Source organism: Brucella sp. RRSP16 (assembly GCF_052246815.1).
Taxonomy (GTDB): Bacteria; Pseudomonadota; Alphaproteobacteria; order Rhizobiales; family Rhizobiaceae; genus Brucella; species Brucella intermedia.
The window spans coordinates 125,102-142,578 of the sequence record NZ_JBQQAM010000004.1 but is presented as its reverse complement, the minus strand read 5'-3'; the positions used below and the strand labels follow the sequence as shown (position 1 = coordinate 142,578).

Sequence of the window (17,477 nt, the reverse complement as noted above, 5' to 3'; positions counted from 1 at the left end):
TCCCCGAATAAAAGTATCGATAACTATTTAAGCAATCCTGAATTATCGATTTTGTCACCTGTTGTTGCTGTTAATGGCAGGAGATTAAACACGCTTACCGAAGCGCCTACCGACACGCGCAAGCAATATCACCGGTAAAATTCCGACCGTCACGATGGCGAGGGCGGCAAGGGAGGCTTCTTCGTATGTTCCGCGTGCGGCCTCGCCATAAAGATGCGTTGCGAAAGTCTCGACGTTGAGGGGGCGCAGCAGAAGTGTTGCAGGCAGTTCTTTCACACAGTCTACGAATACGAGGAGACCCGCCGCCACGATGGCTGTTTTCGATAGTGGCAAATGAACTGCGCAAAACGTTTCGGTAACGCCACGCCCGAGCGTGCGCGAAGCATGATCCAGTGACACGGGTATGCGCTCCAGCCCGGAATCGATGCCACCTGCGGAGATGGCCAGAAATCGAACGACATAGGCATAGATGACCCCCGCGCCTGTCCCGATCAGCACCAGCCCTGCCGAATAACCGAAGACATGCGATGTGAACAGATTGAAAAATTGATCGAAGCTACCGGCCACCACCAAAATGCCGATGGCGATAACGGTCCCCGGAGCCGCATATCCCATCGTGGACACGCGATACGACCAGCGTGAAACAGCCCCCGGGAAAAGCCGGACAGCATATGCAACAAATATTCCGCATATCAGCACCAACGCTGTAGCCACTGACGCGAGCACAACGGTATTGAAAGCTTCGCCAACCAATCGCGGAGAGATACCGGCAAAACGGGCGCGCTTCACCGCTTCCACGACCAGATAAATTGCCGGCAGAACAAATCCAATGACGACTGGAAGGGAGCAGAGACAGAACAACCAGACGCCCCGCCCGTTCCTGACGCTCAATGGTTCGAAGCCACGCGAATGACGGATGTTGGAAGCAAAACGTTGCTTCCGTCGCCCCCAGCGTTCAATCGAAACAAGAGCAACCACCAGAAACAGGAGAGCGAGGGCCAATTGCGCAGCGCCTGGCAAATCCGAGCGCGTAATCCATGTGGTGTAAATCGAAACAGTCAATGTGCGCACGCCCAGGAATTCGGCGGCGCCTACATCATTCAGCGTTTCCATTAAAGCGAGACTGACCCCAACCGCTACGGCAGGCCGCGCGAGCGGCAATGCAACACGCCAGAAAATGCCCTTGCGGCTAACGCCCAAAGTTCTTGCCGCTTCGATAAGGCTGGCGGACTGAGTTAGAAACATTGCCCGTGTAGGGATATAGACATAGGGGTAGAGAACGAAGCCGAGAAGAATAATACATCCGGCCATTGAACGAATATCGGGCAAGCGGAACTGGCGCGGACTATCGTATCCCAGCATGAATCGCACCGCTCCCTGCACCGGACCAATAGGGTGCAGGATATCGAGATAGGCATAGGCAACGATGTAGGTCGGTACGGCCAAGGGCAGCAAAAGCGCCCATTCAAGCAGGCGCCGCCCGCGAAAATCATATGCCGTCACCAGCCATGCCGTTGACGTTCCTATGAAAGCGGCAATGATGCCGACACCGATAAGCAGAATTACCGTTTCGAGAAAAGCTGTCGCTAGATTGGTGGCGAGAAGGTGCGCCCAGAGCCCCGCAGATCCTTGTATGGCTTCAAAGGCAAGGGCAAGAACCGGAAGTAAAACCAGAACTGCAACCAATGCCGAGAGCCTTAGCCAGTTGCGTCCCGCTTTTGCGGGTCGCAAAACTCGTTTCCGGGTGGCTGCAAAAGCTTCCATTGGTCTCTCTATAGAGCATTTCCTGTTAGATCTTCGGAAATGCTCTATCCATTTGTTTTAATGCACGTCTTTGCCCGAACTAGCATCCGCTCTCGGGAGACGCGCTCTAGTACAACGCCGGCGCATGAAATGCACCGGCGCTGGTCTGGTTAGTTCATTCGGCTTTTAGTTATCAAAACCGACTTTGTCGACCAGTTCGCTTGCCTGCTTGCGATGGCTCACAATTTCCGAAAGCGGAACACTGTCGATCTTCAGTTCACCGAACGATTCCACGATTGGATCAAGCGGAGCGCCCGGCTTTACCGGATACTCGAAATTGGCCTTGGCGTAGAGCTGCTGGGCTTCGTCGGACACCAGATATTCGAGCAGCTTGACTGCTGCGTCCTTGTGCGGTGCATTCTTTGCAACGGCTGCGCCACTGATGTTGACCTGAGTTCCGCCATCCTTGAATGTCGGCAGCAGAACCTTGATGCCTTCGCCCCAGGTCTTCTGCTCGTCACCGCCCTTACCCGAACGCATCAGGCCGACATAATAGGAATTGGCAACGGCTATATCGCAAATGCCGCCTACGATATCCTTGGCACCATCACGATCGCCACCGGCAGCCTTGCGCGCAAGATTATCCTTGAGCCCCTTCAACCATTCTTCGGTCTTTTCCGGACCGTAATGCGCGATATAGTCCGCGAAGAGTGCTGTATTGTAAGGATGCTGGCCCGCACGGATGCAGATTTTGCCCTTCCACTTCGGATCGGACAGGTCCTCATAGTTGATCTTGTCGAGCTCGAGGTCTTTCGCGGCATAGACGATGCGAGCGCGCATGGACAATGCGAACCAGTTATCCTTGGCGTCGCGGAGCTGTTCCGGAACAGCTTCTTTCAGCACCTTGGAATCAACAGGCTGGGTGAGTCCCTTGTCGACGAGATCGACCAGGTTCCCGGCGTCGACCGTCATAAGAATGTCGGCGGGCGAGTTGGCGCCCTCAGAAGCTACGCGTTCTGCCAGACCGTCCTTCAGGAAAACCGTATTGACGGTAATTCCGGTAGACGATTTGAAAGCATCGAGCAGGGGCTGAATGAGGCCCGGTTCACGCGTCGTGTAAATGTTCACTTCATCTGCGTGGGCAGCTCCTGCAAAGAACGTTACTGCGGCGAGAGCAAGGCCAGAACGCGCGAACTTGGACATTTTACCTCCAGATGGACCTGTTTCATATTAAATTATGAGTTACGCAATCAAGTTATACGGTGCAGCGCACCGACGGTCAATTGCTGCAACACTTCGACAGCGGATATTTTCAGTCACTTGGGGAAAATCAGCGCCTTATCCCAATGCGGGCGTAGCACTATATCGTTGGAAGAAGCCGGAAGCCGCAGTTCGGTGCGTACACGCAGGCGCGGAGCCGCATCTGTTACCCGCACGACCAGTTCTTCGATTTCACCGAGAAAGGTGCGGGCTTCAATATGACCACGCAATGAAGCTTCGCCAGTCTCACTATCGGTCACAATCGTAAAGTCACGCGGACGCAGATAGGCAAACGCTTCAGCGTCGGGTCCAAACTGTGCACTTATGGCAATTTTCCCAAAGGGAGTTACCAGCCCATTACCCTCGACTTTTCCGGGTATCACATTGAAGTCACAGAAAAAATCCGCTGCATACCGGTTCACGGGCTGGTCATGAAGCTCGCGTGCCGGGCCATTCTGAACAACTTCGCCAGATCGCATCAATACGACACGATCTCCGGTCGACAGCGCCTCTTCGGCTTCGTGCGTTACGATAATCGCCGTTGTGCCAAGCTCCCTCAGCAAAGCCACTGTCTCACGGCGAACCCGGGCGCGCAGTCCTCTATCAAGGTTCGAAAACGGCTCGTCCATCAGCAGAAGCTGTGGTTTCGGAGCAAGGGCCCGGATAAGTGCCACACGTTGCTGCTCGCCACCTGACAGCATGTGCGGATAGCGATCCGCCATGTGCGAGAGCGACACCAGTTCGAGAAGCTCTCCTGTCCGCGCATCCGCCGCGTGGCGGGGCATTCTTCGCAATCCGAACAGGATGTTTTCTCTTACCGTCAGGTGCGGAAACAAAGCGTAGTCCTGGAAGACGACACCCACGTTCCGTTTTTCAGGCTCAATAAAGACGGATGGGCCGACCAGCGCCTGCCCCCCCATGGTGAGTGTTCCACTGTCTGGAACATCGATGCCCGCGATAATGCGCAGCAGGGAAGTCTTACCGCAGCCGGAATGGCCGACCAGGCAAATTATCTCGCCCTCGTGAACATCGAGAGAGACATCATTGAGCGCACGCACAGCGCCAAACTGGCGGGTAATACCGGACAGAGTCAGTGCTGGGCCGGATTGCCCGAATACCTGTCTTTTATCATGCGGGTTGCGTGCTGCGTCCATAAGCAAGATCGCGTGTCCAGATTGCAGTTCAGGCGGATATAGAGACACATTCTCCAGAAAGCTACAAAAACAGGATGGATTATCTCAGGAATATCGCAACTAAGTATTGTGTAACAGGTTATCCGGTTGATCGTGAACAAAAAGCGAGCCATGTTCACTGTGCTTCCATATGCTCAAATCACCCAATCGCATTGCAGGAGAATACCGAAATGGGGCCGGTCACGGATAAGGTGGCGACAGCTGACAGCTTGCCGCAGGAAACCAAAATTGCCATCATCGGCGGCGGCGTCATCGGTGTTTCCACTGCCCTTTTTCTGGCCGAACGCGGCATTCCTGTCACTCTCCTTGAAAAGGGGGAGATCGCGGGGGAACAATCCAGCCGCAATTGGGGGTGGTGCCGCCGTACCGGGCGCGACAGCCGGGAAATGCCCCTCATCGTCGAAAGCATGCGACTATGGGAAGGCATGAATGAGCGAACGGGGCGCGAAACCGGTTTCCGTGTGACCGGAATTGCCTACACAGCTGAAAAAGAAGAGCAAATGGCTCTTTATGCGGAGTGGATCAGGATAGCTCGGGAACACGGCATTGGGACGGAACTTCTCAATGCAAATCAGGTCGCAGCATTGGCACCCGGCATCAATCGTCGGCTCGCAGGCGGCATGATAACGCCGCGCGACGGACGGGCCGAACCGCAAAAGGCGGTTCCGGCTTTTGCCGCAAAAGCGCAAGAGAATGGCGCCATCATTCTACAAAACTGTGCCGTGCGCGGTATAGAGACGACCAATGGCCGGGTCACGGCAGTCCTTACCGAAAAAGGCCGTCTGTGCTGCGAGGCAGTGATCGTCGCGGGCGGAGCCTGGTCAAGACTTATCGTTTCGAGCTTCAAGGCCCACCTGCCGCAGTTGAAGGTGCGTTCTTCCGTATTCCGCACGGCTCCCATTGATGCCGGTGTCGAACCTGCAATTGCGTTTTCGGACTTTGCCCTGCGCAAGAGGCTTGATGGCGGATACACGGTTGCAAGCCTCGGTGGCTCTATCGCGGATATCGTGCCCGACAGTTTCCGGTTCTTTCGGGATTTCATACCCTCGCTTTCAACCGAGTGGCGGTCGTTGCGCTTCCGGTTCGGCGAGCGCTTCTTCGAAGAAGCTTTCCAATGGAAACTCCGGCCTGCCGACGAGATATCCATTTTCGAAAAAATTCGCACGCTCGATCCTGCTCCGCACAAGGCCGCCAACGCTCAGGTGCTGACGAAGCTCAGGCAGGCAATCCCCTCTTTCGCCCAGGCAACGATAGAGCAGGAATGGGCAGGGCTCATCGACACGATGCCGGACGTCATCCCGGTCATCTCGCCACTCCCGGGCATTGAAGGCTTGATCGTAGCAACAGGCTTTTCGGGGCATGGCTTCGGGATTGGTCCCGGCGCGGGCAAGCTCGTTGCCGATATGGTTACAGGTGAAACGCCGGTCGTCGATCCTTCGGCGTTTCACATTTCCCGGTTTTCCGATGGTTCCAAGATTCGCATCGAAAACTGGGGATAGCGATTATTGGATGATCCCGCAGGCGAACCGAGCGCCGCCACCGCCAAGCGGCTTGGGTTTATCAGAGTAGTTATCTCCTCCCACGTGAACCATCAAGGCTCGCCCCTTGATTTCATCCAGCGACCTGAGCCGCGGGGCCGTCACGCTTTGAGTCACGTTACCCTGTGCGTCGGCTTCGAGCAGAGGCAAGTCACCAAGATGCCCCTCACCTTCCGGTCCCATGTGGTGCTTGGAATGCGACGGATCGTAATGCCCGCCGGCAGATTGCGCCGGGACAGTTTTTCCATCCTGTTCAGCCGGTGCGCAGCTGCCTTTCTCATGCACATGAAAGCCGTGCTCACCAGCAGGAAGGCCTCTCAAATTGGTCTTGAATAACAATCCAGCATCCATCTGCGAGATGGTGACGGTGCCAATTTCCTTTCCCTGGCCTGTTGGCAGAGCTTCATAAAGTTTGACGCTCATATCCGCGGCAATGGCTGGAACTGCCAGAAGCATCATTGCTGAAGCAATCAAAAACGGCTGCATTGTTTCCTCCTGATCGCGATCCTTCGTGATGAGACGACAACGCACACCGCTCGAAATTGTTCGAAAATAAAATGCCGGAGCGACCGCGTGACAAACACTGTCACGCGGTCAGAGGCGGATTATACCGTCATGAATTGAGCCATCATGCCCACATCTTCATGTTCCAGCACGTGGCAATGAAACATGAATGGATGGCTTTTCGCCGCTTCACGGTCGAAATGAACCAATATTTCAGCCTTCCCATCAATCAAAGCCGTATCCTTCCAGCCCGCTTGATGTGCGGGGGGCGCTTTGCCATTCTGGGAAAGAATGCGAAACGACGCCCCATGGATATGGAATGGATGCGGCATCTCCTTCGTTGTAAGTTCCCAGATTTCCCAGGACCCAAGCTTGGCCTCGACATCGATACGACCCATGTCGAACGGTTTGCCTGCGATCGCCATCGTTACGCCTGACGACAAGGCGTCAAGCGCCGGACCTGCATCGGCAGAACTTCTGGCCCCGTGCATCTCATGATCCATAGCGCCAGACTGCATGGAGCTCATGTCCATACTGCCCATGTTATGCCCGGCATGAGGATCGGTGGACGGTTTTGCCATCATCAGCCTCATATTTTCCGTCATTCGCTCGTCAAAGAAGAACGAGCGGCGTTTTACGGAAAGGTTTTCGTCCGGGACGCCTGGCCCATCCAGACGATCTGGAAAGGACTTGATTTTCGCTTGCAAGGCGCTGTCCACCTCAAACCGCATCAAATGCAGATCATCGCCACCGCTGTCATTTTCGTAGGTCAGCAAATCGACTGCCCTGCCTTGGGAAAAATCCACCAGAACCTCGTAGCGCTCACCGGGACTTATGGACAACCTTTTGACCGGTTCCGGCTTTCCGATGAAACCGCCATCCGACGCGATGACAAATAAGGGGCGATTATCACCGAGACGAACATGAAAGTTTCGCGCATTGGCACCGTTCAGGATGCGCAGACGGACAATGGACTGAGGGACCCGCGCTTCCGGTGAAACTATCCCGTTCACGATAAGCTTGTCGCCACGGAAACCATGCATCAAGTCCATAATGTCAGGCTGATAAATCCTGTCCCCCTCAATCACCCGACGATCCTGAAGCACCAGCGGAATATCATCTATACCGTAGTCTTCGGGCAGCCCGCGTGCAGCATCCTTGCCATCAGTCACGACCATGAGACCGGCAATGCCGAGATGCGCCTGACGGGCGGTATTTCCATGCAGATGCGGATGGAACCAGTTGAACGAGGCTGGCTGATTGACCGTGATTTTCGGTTTCCATTCCGCGCCCGGCGCAATCACATTATGGGGGCCGCCGTCGAGTATGGAGGGGACGAAAAGCCCGTGCCAATGAAGCGTAGTCTCATCATCCATGCCGTTTTCTACGGAAAGGGTGACTGTTTCACCATTCTTCAAGCGCACGAGCGGACCAAGATAGGCACCGTTGACGCCAGCCGATGCTGCTTCGCTTCCTTCTTCAAAACTGTGCCACCCTGCCTGCACCTTGAGTTTGACGACACCCGACGCATCCGGTTCGATCAGAGGCGGGAGAGGCAAAGGCCGTCCAGCAGTCGGGGTCCACAAGGCCCCCGCGCCGTGGGCCATATGCTGATGAGCGTCTTGAGCAAAGCTGTCAATTGGGCGGATGGTCGTGGCAAAGGCCGCCCCGGTCGCCAGAGCGAACAGGCGGCGGCGTGTAATTCCAGTCATGGTAAGTCTCCAGACAATAATCGTGATAGCCGCCAAATTTCGGCGGCGATTTCCAAGATCAAGCCTGAAGCGATATGGGCGGTCGCAGGTCGCTGTTCGGGGATTTGCCGTTCAGCGCTGCAACGAGCGGCGGCAAACCAAAATCCTGTACAGGAACATCCGCGCGCAAATCCGTTGCCAATTGAACAACACAGCCGCACGTCATCATCACACAAGCATTCGGTGTTTTGCCGCCGTGATCCTTCGGCGCAGTTTTGCCCGCATCCGCCGAGACCGATGTGTCGTCCATCTGATGCGACATGTTCACATGACAATCAGAAACCGTCTGCACAGAGGGCGCCTCATGCGCCATGGCGTAACAAAGTTGCGCGGAAACAAGAAACAGGATTGCAAGCAACGTCACGAGCCCACGGGAAGGCAAGCGCAGGACCGCATGGTCCCGGGCTGCCCCCCTCAAGCCGATATCGTATTTTGCTCGAAACATGTTTACTTTCGTACAGATGACACAGGAAATTTAATCAGCCCTTGCGGCAAATGAAAGATCAGAACGCGCGCTGACAGGAATTTTATCCACTTTCGCTTTTGTTTCCAAAACAGCCCATCCGAAATCACAAAATTGCTTAAAAGCCCTTTTCCGCTTGCGATTCTATATTGGCCGGCTTTAAAGAAGCCACATCTTGGGCTCCCTCCCCTAAAAAGACGGCCCGCAATATTGGAACTGAAACAATGACAGTCGCTGTAGCGGTTGCTCCGCAGAAAAACTCCGCGCGCCGAGTTCTGGCCGCAAGCATGATCGGCACCACGATCGAATTTTTTGACTTCTATATTTACGCGACCGCCGCGGTGATCGTGTTCCCCCATCTGTTCTTCCCGGCAAGCGACGGCAACTCCGCGCTTCTCCAGTCTTTGGCAACCTTTGCGATTGCATTCTTTGCACGCCCCATCGGCGGAGCATTGTTCGGCCACTTCGGAGACAAGGTCGGACGCAAGGCTACGCTGGTCGCAGCGCTCATGACCATGGGTATTTCCACGGTCGCCATCGGTTTCCTGCCAACCTACGACTCCATAGGCGTCTGGGCAGCTCTTCTGCTGGCTCTGTGCCGTCTGGGCCAGGGGCTTGGTCTCGGTGGCGAGTGGGGCGGCGCGGTGCTGCTTGCAACTGAAAACGCGCCCGAAGGCAAGCGGACATGGTACGGCATGTTCCCGCAGCTCGGCGCTCCGGTTGGCTTCATTCTGGCGACGGGCATCTTCCTCATTCTGGCCGAGGCTCTTACCGAAGAACAATTTTTTGCTTTCGGCTGGCGCATTCCTTTCATAGCCAGCGCTCTTCTGGTCGGTGTGGGTTTGTTCATCCGTCTGAAGATCGCCGAAACGCCTGAATTCCAGAAAGCAATCGACAAGGCTGAACGCGTCGAAGTACCGGTCGCAACCTTGTTCAAGCAGCACAAGATGAGCCTTCTCCTAGGCACCATCGGTGCGGTTGCAACCTTCGTCCTGTTCTATCTGATGACGGTCTTTTCGCTGGGCTGGGGCACACGCGCCCTTGGCTATAGCCGCGAGGAATTCCTTATTCTTCAGATGATCGGCGTGGTCTTCTTCGGCTTGATGATCCCTGTGGCTGCGCTGCTGTCCGACCGTTTCGGCATGCGCCCGGTCATGATTATCGTCACCGTCCTGATCGGCCTCTACGGCTTCATCATGGCGCCCTTGTTCATGGCGGGCACTGCTGGCGTCCTCGCATTCCTCATCATCGGCTTCGGTCTGATGGGTCTTACCTATGGCCCGATCGGTGCCGCGCTCGCCGAACCATTCCCAACCTCTGTCCGTTACACCGGCGCCTCGCTGACCTTCAATCTGGCAGGTATTCTGGGTGCCTCGGTCGCACCCTACATCGCGACCTGGCTCGCAACGCACTATAGCTTCGACTATGTCGGTTATTACATGGTCGCAGCCGCCGTGGTTTCGCTGATTGGCTTTACCTTCATTTCGTTCAAGCGCGGCGAATAGTAAACTGTACGAAGCAAAAAGCCCGCGTGGAGCGATCCGCGCGGGCTTTTCCTTGTGAGGCGCGAGGGCCCTATTCCGTGTCGGCAGCTTCCAATGCGATAGCCACCGACTGGATGATCGATGCAAAGCGGACAGCCGTCTGGATCGCTTCCGACGACACATTGGCCTTGCGCAGCACATCCTCATGCGCATCGATGCACATGCCGCAGCCATTGATGGCAGATACCGCCAGCGACCAGAGCTCGAAGTCAACCTTGTCGACGCCCGGATTACCGATCACATTCATGCGCAGCTTTGCCGGCATGGTACGGTAGTCTTTATTGGTAGCGAGATGTACGAAGCGGTAATAGACATTGTTCATGCCCATGATCGACGCAGCCGACTTCGCGGCTTGAATGACGGAAGCGTCGACTTTGGCGGTGGCTTCGCCAACAAACGCCTTACGCACGTCGGCGTTGCGAGAGGCAATGCCGCACGCAACGAACAGGCCGTATTTCTGCTGTGGCGTCAGTGTTTCATCGCTTGCCATGGACGAAAGATTGAGACGGACGTCCTTGGCGAAATCCGGGATTTTTGACTTCAGGTCATCAATGGACATGGAACCCTCTTTATCTGCCATTCGGGATATCAAAGCATTTCCAGCAAAAATGCGGTGCGGTCTTGCATGGGAGAATGCGTAAAAACAAAGAGATAGAGCAGTTCCGATGTCCATGTTGGGCTGGAACCGCTTCAGATAAAAGAAAGGCGGGCCTTGACCCGCCTTTCCGCACTCAATCAGGACCTATCAAGCTGCCTTGAGCGTTTCGCCACCGACTTCGCGGTTGCACGGGCAAAGTTCATCGGTCTGCAGCGCATCGAGAACACGCAGCGTATCCTTCGGAGCACGGCCAACGTTGAGGTTGGTTGCGTAAACGTGCTGGATTGTGTTGTCCGGATCGACAACAAAGGTATAGCGATACGCGACGCCATCCGGCGAGCGAACGCCCAAGCCATCGACCAGCGAGCCGTTGGTGTCGGCAAACGACCAGATCGGCAGCTTGTCGAGATCCTTGTGATCACGACGCCATGCGAGCTTCACGAATTCATTGTCGGTCGAACCACCCAGAACGACTGCGTCACGGTCTTCGAAATCAGATGCAAGACGGGCAAACTCAGCGATTTCCGTCGGGCAAACGAAGGTGAAATCCTTCGGGTAGAAGAAGATAACCTTCCACTTGCCAGCAAAGCTTGCTTCGGTGATTTCTTCAAACGCCGAAACGCCGTTTTCTTCGTGATGGTTGAAGCCGGGCTTTACGCCGGTGACCTTGAAGGAGGGGAGCTTGTCGCCGATACCGAGCATCTTATACCTACCTTTAAAATTCGATGGTTATGCGGAATTTTCTGAATTTTCAGAATTTTCCGTTCTGCGAGTCATATATAGGGTTTCTTGCCAAATCGGTCAAAGCGATTATATCGATAAATTCCATCGATTATAACGATGGAACAAGGACTTAAGATTCGATGCTCAACATCAGTGTCCGTCAACTCCACTATTTCATGGCCCTCGTCAAAGCGGGCTCCTTTTCACGAGCCGCCGAAGTCGTGGGCGTAACCCAATCAACCTTGAGTGCCGCCATTCAGTCCCTCGAGGCGGAACTCGGCGTAACGCTGATCGATCGCTCAGGCCGACGAATGCAGCTTCTGCCTGCCGGCGAAGATTTTCTGGAGCGAGCCCGCACTATCGTAGCTCTCATCGAAGAACTACCTGAACATGCGCGGCAGGCAGAACGCCCGCTGACGACCAGATTGCGGATGGGAGTCATTCCGTCGATAGCGCCTTTTTTGTTACCCAAAATTCTGCCTGCGACCTCCAGGGCCTTTCCCGAACTGCAGCTTACCATTCGCGAAGGCCTCACGCGCTCCCTGCTGGACAGCTTGCGTTCAGGATCCCTCGATGTTGCGCTCGTCGCCCATCCATACGATCTCGATGAATTTGAAGTATCAGAGCTTGGTCACGATATCTTCTATCTGGCGGTGCGGCGCGATCATGCCCTGGCCAATCGCGACCGGGTCGATGCTGACGATTTGCAGGATCAGCCCTTTCTCCTGCTGGAAACAGGGCATTGTCTTCGCGAACACGTCATGGCCGCCATAGGTTCCACACCGGCGCAAGCAAGCGGCGATGTCCATGCCACATCGATCACGACACTGGTGCAGCTTGTCGATTTCGGAATGGGCGTCACCCTTCTGCCGGAGGTGGCGGTCAAAGCGGGTGTCACGCGAGGAACGGAACTAAGCGTCGTTCCTTACGAGGGCAAGAACAATTACCGATCGCTGGTTCTGGTCTGGCGCTCCAATGCTGCCCGCCGCAACGAGTTCGAGCTTTTCGCGGATCATCTGCGCCGCAAATGCATGAAGCTGATCTAGAGAACTCCCCAGGCCCGAAACCGCCCGCGTCCGGTGATCTCTCTCAAATTGAGTTCCGAAATCAGTTTCAGCGCCCCTTGCTGCGTGACCTGCAATTCCTTTTCCACCATCTGGCTGGAAATGACCGGGCTGCGCAGCACCATCTCCATCAGTTCCGGCAAGCGCGAATTGGACCTGCGCCCTTTGAGCTTACGTTGCATTTGTTCACGCGCCAGAAGCAACCGGTCATGCTCCTTCATGGAAAGGTCGGCAGCTTCTTCAATGCTTTCAAAAAACGTTCTGAGCCTGATCACACGGTTGGACGAGCGACGTTCATCGGGCCGTTTCGCACGCAGGCCGAGACTGATTGTCGGCAGATGGCCCGTTGCAAGACCGCTTTGGCGCAGGAGTGCGGCCGTCAGAAGCCGGCCTATCCACGATGACCGCTGCACAACCTCCAGCGAAAACCAGGCGTCATGGATCAATGCGGCTCGCATCAGCGGTGGCAGATGCCTCGTGCCGGCAAGACAATCGCGCCATTCCTGCAAACGCGCATCCTCATCCCAGTCATCGTCATAAAGCAGCGTGTCACGCGGCGTCGTTTCCGGCTTGGGTCTGACGGGAGCCACGCCTTCCAGAAGAGCACCCGTCCGCGCAAGCAGACTGTCAATGTCATTGAGCAACGGGTCGAAATCATCATCCGTAGCTTGGCGCGGTTCGACTTCCGAAGGGGTGAGATCGATGGATCGGCCGAGCAATTGCTGGATACCAGCGGGTCCGAGGGCCCAGTCTGCTGATTTTCCGGCAATCTGTCTGCGCATGCGCAAAACCGCATGCGCTATCGTCAAGGCATGGCTTGGCATCCGGTTGTCCATCAAGGCATCATGCAAGACCAGGTCTTCCATATGCACCAGTTCGCCCTCAAGCCACATCGAAGCGACGGCATCGTGCATATGCAACCGTTCGATCATGCCATCGTGAATAGGTGAGCGCGAAAGCCGCTCGTCGAGTCGAACCAAGGCCGCCGTAGCATTGCTCACGGGCACAAAAAACTCTTCGAACGGTAAATCATCGATCTCGTAGGCCATGTCCCGCATATCGCAGCCGATTGCGATAAAAGGCAAACGAAATTACCGTATTACCCTAGGACCTCCGCAACCTTGACGGTCCGACCTTCCTTGACCGAACGAAGAGCAGCTTCAGCCAATGCCAAGGCCTGCAACCCGTCTTCTGCTGAAGGATAGGGCGCCTTTCCTGTATCAAGTGCATCGATAAACGAAGCGATTTCCGCTGCATAAGCAGCCGTGTAGCGCGTCATGAAAAAATCGTGCAGAGGCGGACGGTTATAACCGTCCCTGGAAGCGATTTCTATCGAAACCGGACGTTGATTTTCCGCCGAAACAGCCCCGAGTGATCCATGGACTTCAATGCGCTGGTCGTAGCCATAGGAAGCTCGTCGTGAGTTGGAAATGACGCACTGTCGGCCGGAGGCGGTCGTCAGGATGACGCTCGCACTATCGTAATCACCGAGTTCCCCGATTTTTGGATCGACAAGAACCGAGGCCGACGCCGATACGCTCTCGATTTCTTCCCCAAGCAGAAAACGCGCCATATCGAAATCGTGGATCGTCATGTCGCGAAAAATGCCGCCGGATACCTTGATATATTCCGCCGGTGGCGCGCCGGGATCGCGGCTGGTGATCGTCACCATTTCAACATTGCCGATGCGTCCGTCTTTAATGGTTTTGCGTACTGCAGCAAAATGCGGATCGAACCGGCGATTGAAACCCAGCATCACCTTCGCGCCGGCTTCGCGGATAACTGCGAGGCAGGCGCGGACGCGCGCAATATCGAGATCAATGGGCTTTTCACAGAAAACGGCCTTGCCGGCGCGCGAAAACCGTTCAATAAGATCGGCGTGGGTATTGGTCGGCGTGCATATCAGCACAGCATCAATGTCGTCTGCCTTTTCGATAGCGTCGATGCTGCGAACTTCGGCCCCGGCAGAGTCGGCAATTGCGCGTGCTGCCGCTTCATTGGCATCCGCAACGGCAACCAGCCTGGCCCGCCTGTCCGCAGCGATTGCGCCCGCATGCACCTTGCCGATACGGCCCGCACCGAGTAACGCCAGACGTGTCACCATTGCCTCATCCTCCCCAGGAAACAGCCATCTTCATTCACCTGAAGATACGCTGTAGAATATTTATTCTATTTTGCTAGAATGTGACATAAAGATTGTCAAGATATTGAAAGGCCAATGATGGATTCCCCTGCCCCGTCACCGATCAGCGTTCCGGCAAATATCAAGGAATTCGAAGCGAAGCTGCTGGAGGTGTCCGACCGCTTGCCAAAGAGGCTCAAGCAGTGCGCCGATTTCGTTGCCGCCAATCAGGATCGTATCGCCGTGTCGACTGTCGCAGAGATGGCCGAAGGGGCAGGCGTGCAGAGTTCCGCCTTCATGCGGTTCTGCCAGATCATGGGCTTCTCCGGCTTTTCCGAAATGCAGAAGCTGTTCCGGGATTCCTATGCGGGTGGCTGGCCTGATTACTCGACCCGGTTGCAGCATTTGCGAGAAACCGCAACGGGTAGCGCCCCTGCCCTTCTTGCGGAGTTTGCCGAGGCCGGGCGCACCTCCCTCGAAGGTTTGCTGAAGACCATTGATCCAGAAGCACTCGAAAAGGCTGTTCAGCTTTTGGCGAGCGCGCATACAATCCATATCGTCGGAATCCGTCGCGCCTTTCCGGTCGCGAGCTATCTGGCTTACGCGCTGGAGAAAATGCACGTTCCCGCCATGCTGCACAGTGCCGTGGGCAAACTGGAAAACCTGCACGCTATTCGCGAAGGCGATGTGCTTCTGGCAATTACCTTTTCCCCCTACTCGCCGGAAACGGTCGCCATGGCTGAAACCGTCGCCGCGCGGGGCATTGACGTCGTCGGTATCACAGACACCTTTGTCAGCCCCATGAGCAAATCCGCCAAGCAGACACTGCTGGTTTCCGAAGTGGATTTCGGTGCATTTCGTTCGCTCTCCGCAACGCTTTGCCTGGCTATCGCACTTGCCGTCGCCGTAGGGACACTAAGGCAAAGCGACTGACCTTCCCCTGCACATTCCATTTTTCAGTTGAAATAGAATAATAAATCCATTTTAATCAAAAATGGAATAACTGCTATGTGTCATGATTCATGCACAGCCATGCAGCAATAAGAAAATACCGAGGGAGGATGGAGTGAAACGGCTCGACTTGATCACGATTGGCCGATCTTCGGTGGACCTGTATGGCGCGCAAGTGGGCGGCCTTCTGGAAGACATGGCCTCCTTCAACAAATATGTCGGTGGCTCCCCCACCAATATTGCAACCGGAACCGCGCGGCTTGGTCTCAAATCGGCGGTGATCACGCGTGTCGGCGATGAGCATATGGGGCGTTTTCTGCTGCGGGAACTGGAGCGGGAGGGCGTGGACACTCGGGGCATCGTTACCGACCCAGAGCGCCTGACTGCCCTGGTTATTCTCGGCATTCGCGACCAGCAGCATTTTCCCTTGATCTTCTATCGCGAAAATTGCGCCGACATGGCTTTATGCGAGGACGATATCGATCCGGATTTCATCGCCGAAGCGGGCTGTGTGTTGGCAACCGGCACACATTTATCCCATCCGAAGACGGAAGCGGCGGTCCTGAAGGCAATTCGCCTCGCCCGTGGCAATGGCAGCCGCACGGCGCTTGATATAGACTATCGCCCCAATCTCTGGGGACTTTCCGGCCACGGTGACGGCGAAAACCGTTTCATCGAATCCGCAGCCGTCACAGCCAAGCTGCAATCGACGCTTCATCTGTTTGATCTTGTCGTTGGAACAGAAGAGGAGTTCCATATCGCAGGCGGTTCGACTGATACGCTACAGGCACTGAAGGCGGTGCGTGATGTAACGAACGCAGCACTGGTCTGCAAACGCGGTCCGATGGGAGCGGTGGTTTTTGAAGGCGCGATTCCCGACAGTCTCGACGAGGGACAGAGCGGCGAAGGTTTTCCGATTGATGTTTTCAATGTGCTTGGGGCAGGCGACGGGTTCATGTCCGGACTTCTGCGCGGTTGGCTGAAGGACGAGGACTGGCCTACCAGCCTCAAATTCGCCAATGCCTGCGGCGCCTTTGCAGTCTCGCGGCATGGATGCACGCCAGCCTATCCGAGCTGGGAAGAGCTTCAGTATTTTTTCCGCACTGGCATTCGCAACAAGGCTTTGCGCAAGGATGCGGCCCTGGAGCAGATACATTGGTCCACCAACCGGAGCGGCGGCTGGCCTCACATGCGCGTCTTTGCGTTCGACCACCGCATCCAGCTTGAAGAAATGGCCGCCGAAGCGGGTGTTTCAAGCGAAAAGATCGGAGAATTCAAACAGCTGTGCTTGGATGCTGCCTTGCAGGTGGCTGACGGGGCCAAGGGCTACGGCATATTATGCGATGGGCGGCTGGGCCGCGATGCTCTTTACAGGGCAGCAGGCACGGGCTTGTGGATCGGCGCCCGACTGAATGGCCCGGTTCGCGTCCACTTAAACTGGAGCCGGAACTGGGACCCGACTGCGGCGGACTTGTGGAGTGGCCTGTCGAGAATGTCGTAAAATTACTATGCTTCTATCATCCAGATGACACGGCTGAGTTCAAGGCGCAGCAGGAAGAAACTGTTTCACGTCTTTTCGCAGCCGCCCGGCGTAACCGACTGGAATTCCTGCTCGAAATCATCCCGTCAAAAGCAGGAGCAGTCGATGACGATACGACAGCTCGTGTGATCGAGCGGTTCTACGAAATCGGGGTTTATCCCGACTGGTGGAAGCTCGAGCCTATGAAAACCAAAGCGGCCTGGGCCAATGCCTGTGACGCAATCACACGCAACGACCCACACACACGCGGCATCGTCGTCCTGGGACTGGACGCACCCGCCGAAGAACTGGAAGCCAGCCTTGCTATCGCTGCCGACTTCGACCTTGTCAAAGGTTTTGCGGTGGGGCGCACCATCTTTGGTGACGCGGCACGCAAATGGCTGAATGGTTCGATCAGCGACGATGAAGCAATTGCCGACATGGGTACGCGCTATCGCAGCCTTTGCAACGTTTGGGACAGCGTGCGCAAATATTGAGTTCGTT

The 17,477-nt window shown here is 55.7% G+C and carries 14 protein-coding genes and 1 pseudogene; 5 read left to right on the top strand and 10 right to left on the bottom strand.

The window, feature by feature from the left end; all coding sequences use genetic code 11:
• Positions 1-84: 84 nt before the first annotated feature.
• The 3 genes from ACS5UA_RS08135 to ACS5UA_RS08125 form a co-directional block, all read right to left on the bottom strand.
• Positions 85-1,764, bottom strand: a complete 1,680-nt coding sequence (locus ACS5UA_RS08135; RefSeq protein WP_443101254.1) for an ABC transporter permease — start codon at positions 1,762-1,764, stop codon at positions 85-87.
• 165 nt (positions 1,765-1,929) lie between these two features.
• Complete coding sequence (locus tag ACS5UA_RS08130) at positions 1,930-2,946, bottom strand: Fe(3+) ABC transporter substrate-binding protein (RefSeq protein ID WP_006469080.1); 1,017 nt, start codon at positions 2,944-2,946, stop codon at positions 1,930-1,932.
• A 113-nt stretch (positions 2,947-3,059) separates the two neighbouring features.
• Entirely contained in the window at positions 3,060-4,157 is a 1,098-nt protein-coding gene (locus tag ACS5UA_RS08125) for an ABC transporter ATP-binding protein (RefSeq protein ID WP_006472659.1), read from the bottom strand.
• 209 nt (positions 4,158-4,366) lie between these two features.
• On the opposite strand from ACS5UA_RS08125, the gene ACS5UA_RS08120 reads away from it, so the two are divergent.
• Positions 4,367-5,695 (top strand): NAD(P)/FAD-dependent oxidoreductase, encoded by a 1,329-nt coding sequence (locus ACS5UA_RS08120; RefSeq protein ID WP_006472660.1) that lies wholly within the window; start codon positions 4,367-4,369, stop codon positions 5,693-5,695.
• 3 nt (positions 5,696-5,698) lie between these two features.
• On the opposite strand, the gene sodC is transcribed toward ACS5UA_RS08120, so the two are convergent.
• The 3 genes from sodC to ACS5UA_RS08105 all read right to left on the bottom strand — a co-directional run bounded on the left by sodC (position 5,699) and on the right by ACS5UA_RS08105 (position 8,434).
• The gene (gene sodC, locus ACS5UA_RS08115) at positions 5,699-6,220 is read right to left on the bottom strand and encodes a superoxide dismutase [Cu-Zn] SodC (RefSeq protein ID WP_443101253.1); all 522 of its coding nucleotides are present in this window, start codon (positions 6,218-6,220) and stop codon (positions 5,699-5,701) included.
• A gap of 119 nt (positions 6,221-6,339) precedes the next feature.
• On the bottom strand, positions 6,340-7,950 hold the full coding sequence (gene cueO, locus ACS5UA_RS08110) for a multicopper oxidase CueO (RefSeq protein WP_443101252.1): 1,611 nt from the start codon (positions 7,948-7,950) through the stop codon (positions 6,340-6,342).
• Positions 7,951-8,008: 58 nt separating this feature from the next.
• The gene (locus ACS5UA_RS08105) at positions 8,009-8,434 is read right to left on the bottom strand and encodes a hypothetical protein (protein WP_006469084.1); all 426 of its coding nucleotides are present in this window, start codon (positions 8,432-8,434) and stop codon (positions 8,009-8,011) included.
• Between the two features lie 242 nt (positions 8,435-8,676).
• Here ACS5UA_RS08105 and ACS5UA_RS08100 point away from each other — a divergent pair, with 242 nt between their 5' ends.
• Positions 8,677-9,957 (top strand): MFS transporter, encoded by a 1,281-nt coding sequence (locus tag ACS5UA_RS08100; RefSeq protein ID WP_006469085.1) that lies wholly within the window; start codon positions 8,677-8,679, stop codon positions 9,955-9,957.
• Positions 9,958-10,027: 70 nt separating this feature from the next.
• On the opposite strand, the gene ACS5UA_RS08095 is transcribed toward ACS5UA_RS08100, so the two are convergent.
• The gene (locus ACS5UA_RS08095) at positions 10,028-10,555 is read right to left on the bottom strand and encodes a carboxymuconolactone decarboxylase family protein (protein WP_006472664.1); all 528 of its coding nucleotides are present in this window, start codon (positions 10,553-10,555) and stop codon (positions 10,028-10,030) included.
• A 186-nt stretch (positions 10,556-10,741) separates the two neighbouring features.
• Positions 10,742-11,296 carry a peroxiredoxin gene (locus tag ACS5UA_RS08090; RefSeq protein ID WP_006469087.1) on the bottom strand — a complete coding sequence of 185 codons (555 nt, stop codon included), beginning with the start codon at positions 11,294-11,296 and terminating at the stop codon, positions 10,742-10,744.
• A gap of 161 nt (positions 11,297-11,457) precedes the next feature.
• On the opposite strand from ACS5UA_RS08090, the gene ACS5UA_RS08085 reads away from it, so the two are divergent.
• Positions 11,458-12,363, top strand: a complete 906-nt coding sequence (locus ACS5UA_RS08085; protein ID WP_006469089.1) for a hydrogen peroxide-inducible genes activator — start codon at positions 11,458-11,460, stop codon at positions 12,361-12,363.
• Here ACS5UA_RS08085 and ACS5UA_RS08080 read toward each other — a convergent pair.
• Together ACS5UA_RS08080 and iolG are read right to left on the bottom strand one after the other, a co-directional pair.
• Entirely contained in the window at positions 12,360-13,430 is a 1,071-nt protein-coding gene (locus ACS5UA_RS08080) for an RHE_PE00001 family protein (protein WP_006472665.1), read from the bottom strand. The genes ACS5UA_RS08085 and ACS5UA_RS08080 overlap by 4 nt on opposite strands.
• Before the next feature lie 50 nt (positions 13,431-13,480).
• Positions 13,481-14,485 (bottom strand): inositol 2-dehydrogenase, encoded by a 1,005-nt coding sequence (iolG, locus tag ACS5UA_RS08075; RefSeq protein WP_006472666.1) that lies wholly within the window; start codon positions 14,483-14,485, stop codon positions 13,481-13,483.
• 117 nt (positions 14,486-14,602) lie between these two features.
• Between iolG and ACS5UA_RS08070 the strand changes: the two genes are divergently transcribed.
• Both ACS5UA_RS08070 and ACS5UA_RS08065 read left to right on the top strand, forming a co-directional pair.
• A complete protein-coding gene (locus ACS5UA_RS08070) occupies positions 14,603-15,436 on the top strand; it encodes a MurR/RpiR family transcriptional regulator (RefSeq protein WP_006472667.1) in 834 nt (277 codons plus the stop codon).
• A gap of 82 nt (positions 15,437-15,518) precedes the next feature.
• Positions 15,519-17,470 (top strand): annotated as a pseudogene (locus tag ACS5UA_RS08065) (bifunctional 5-dehydro-2-deoxygluconokinase/5-dehydro-2-deoxyphosphogluconate aldolase).
• The last annotated feature ends 7 nt before the right edge of the window (positions 17,471-17,477 follow it).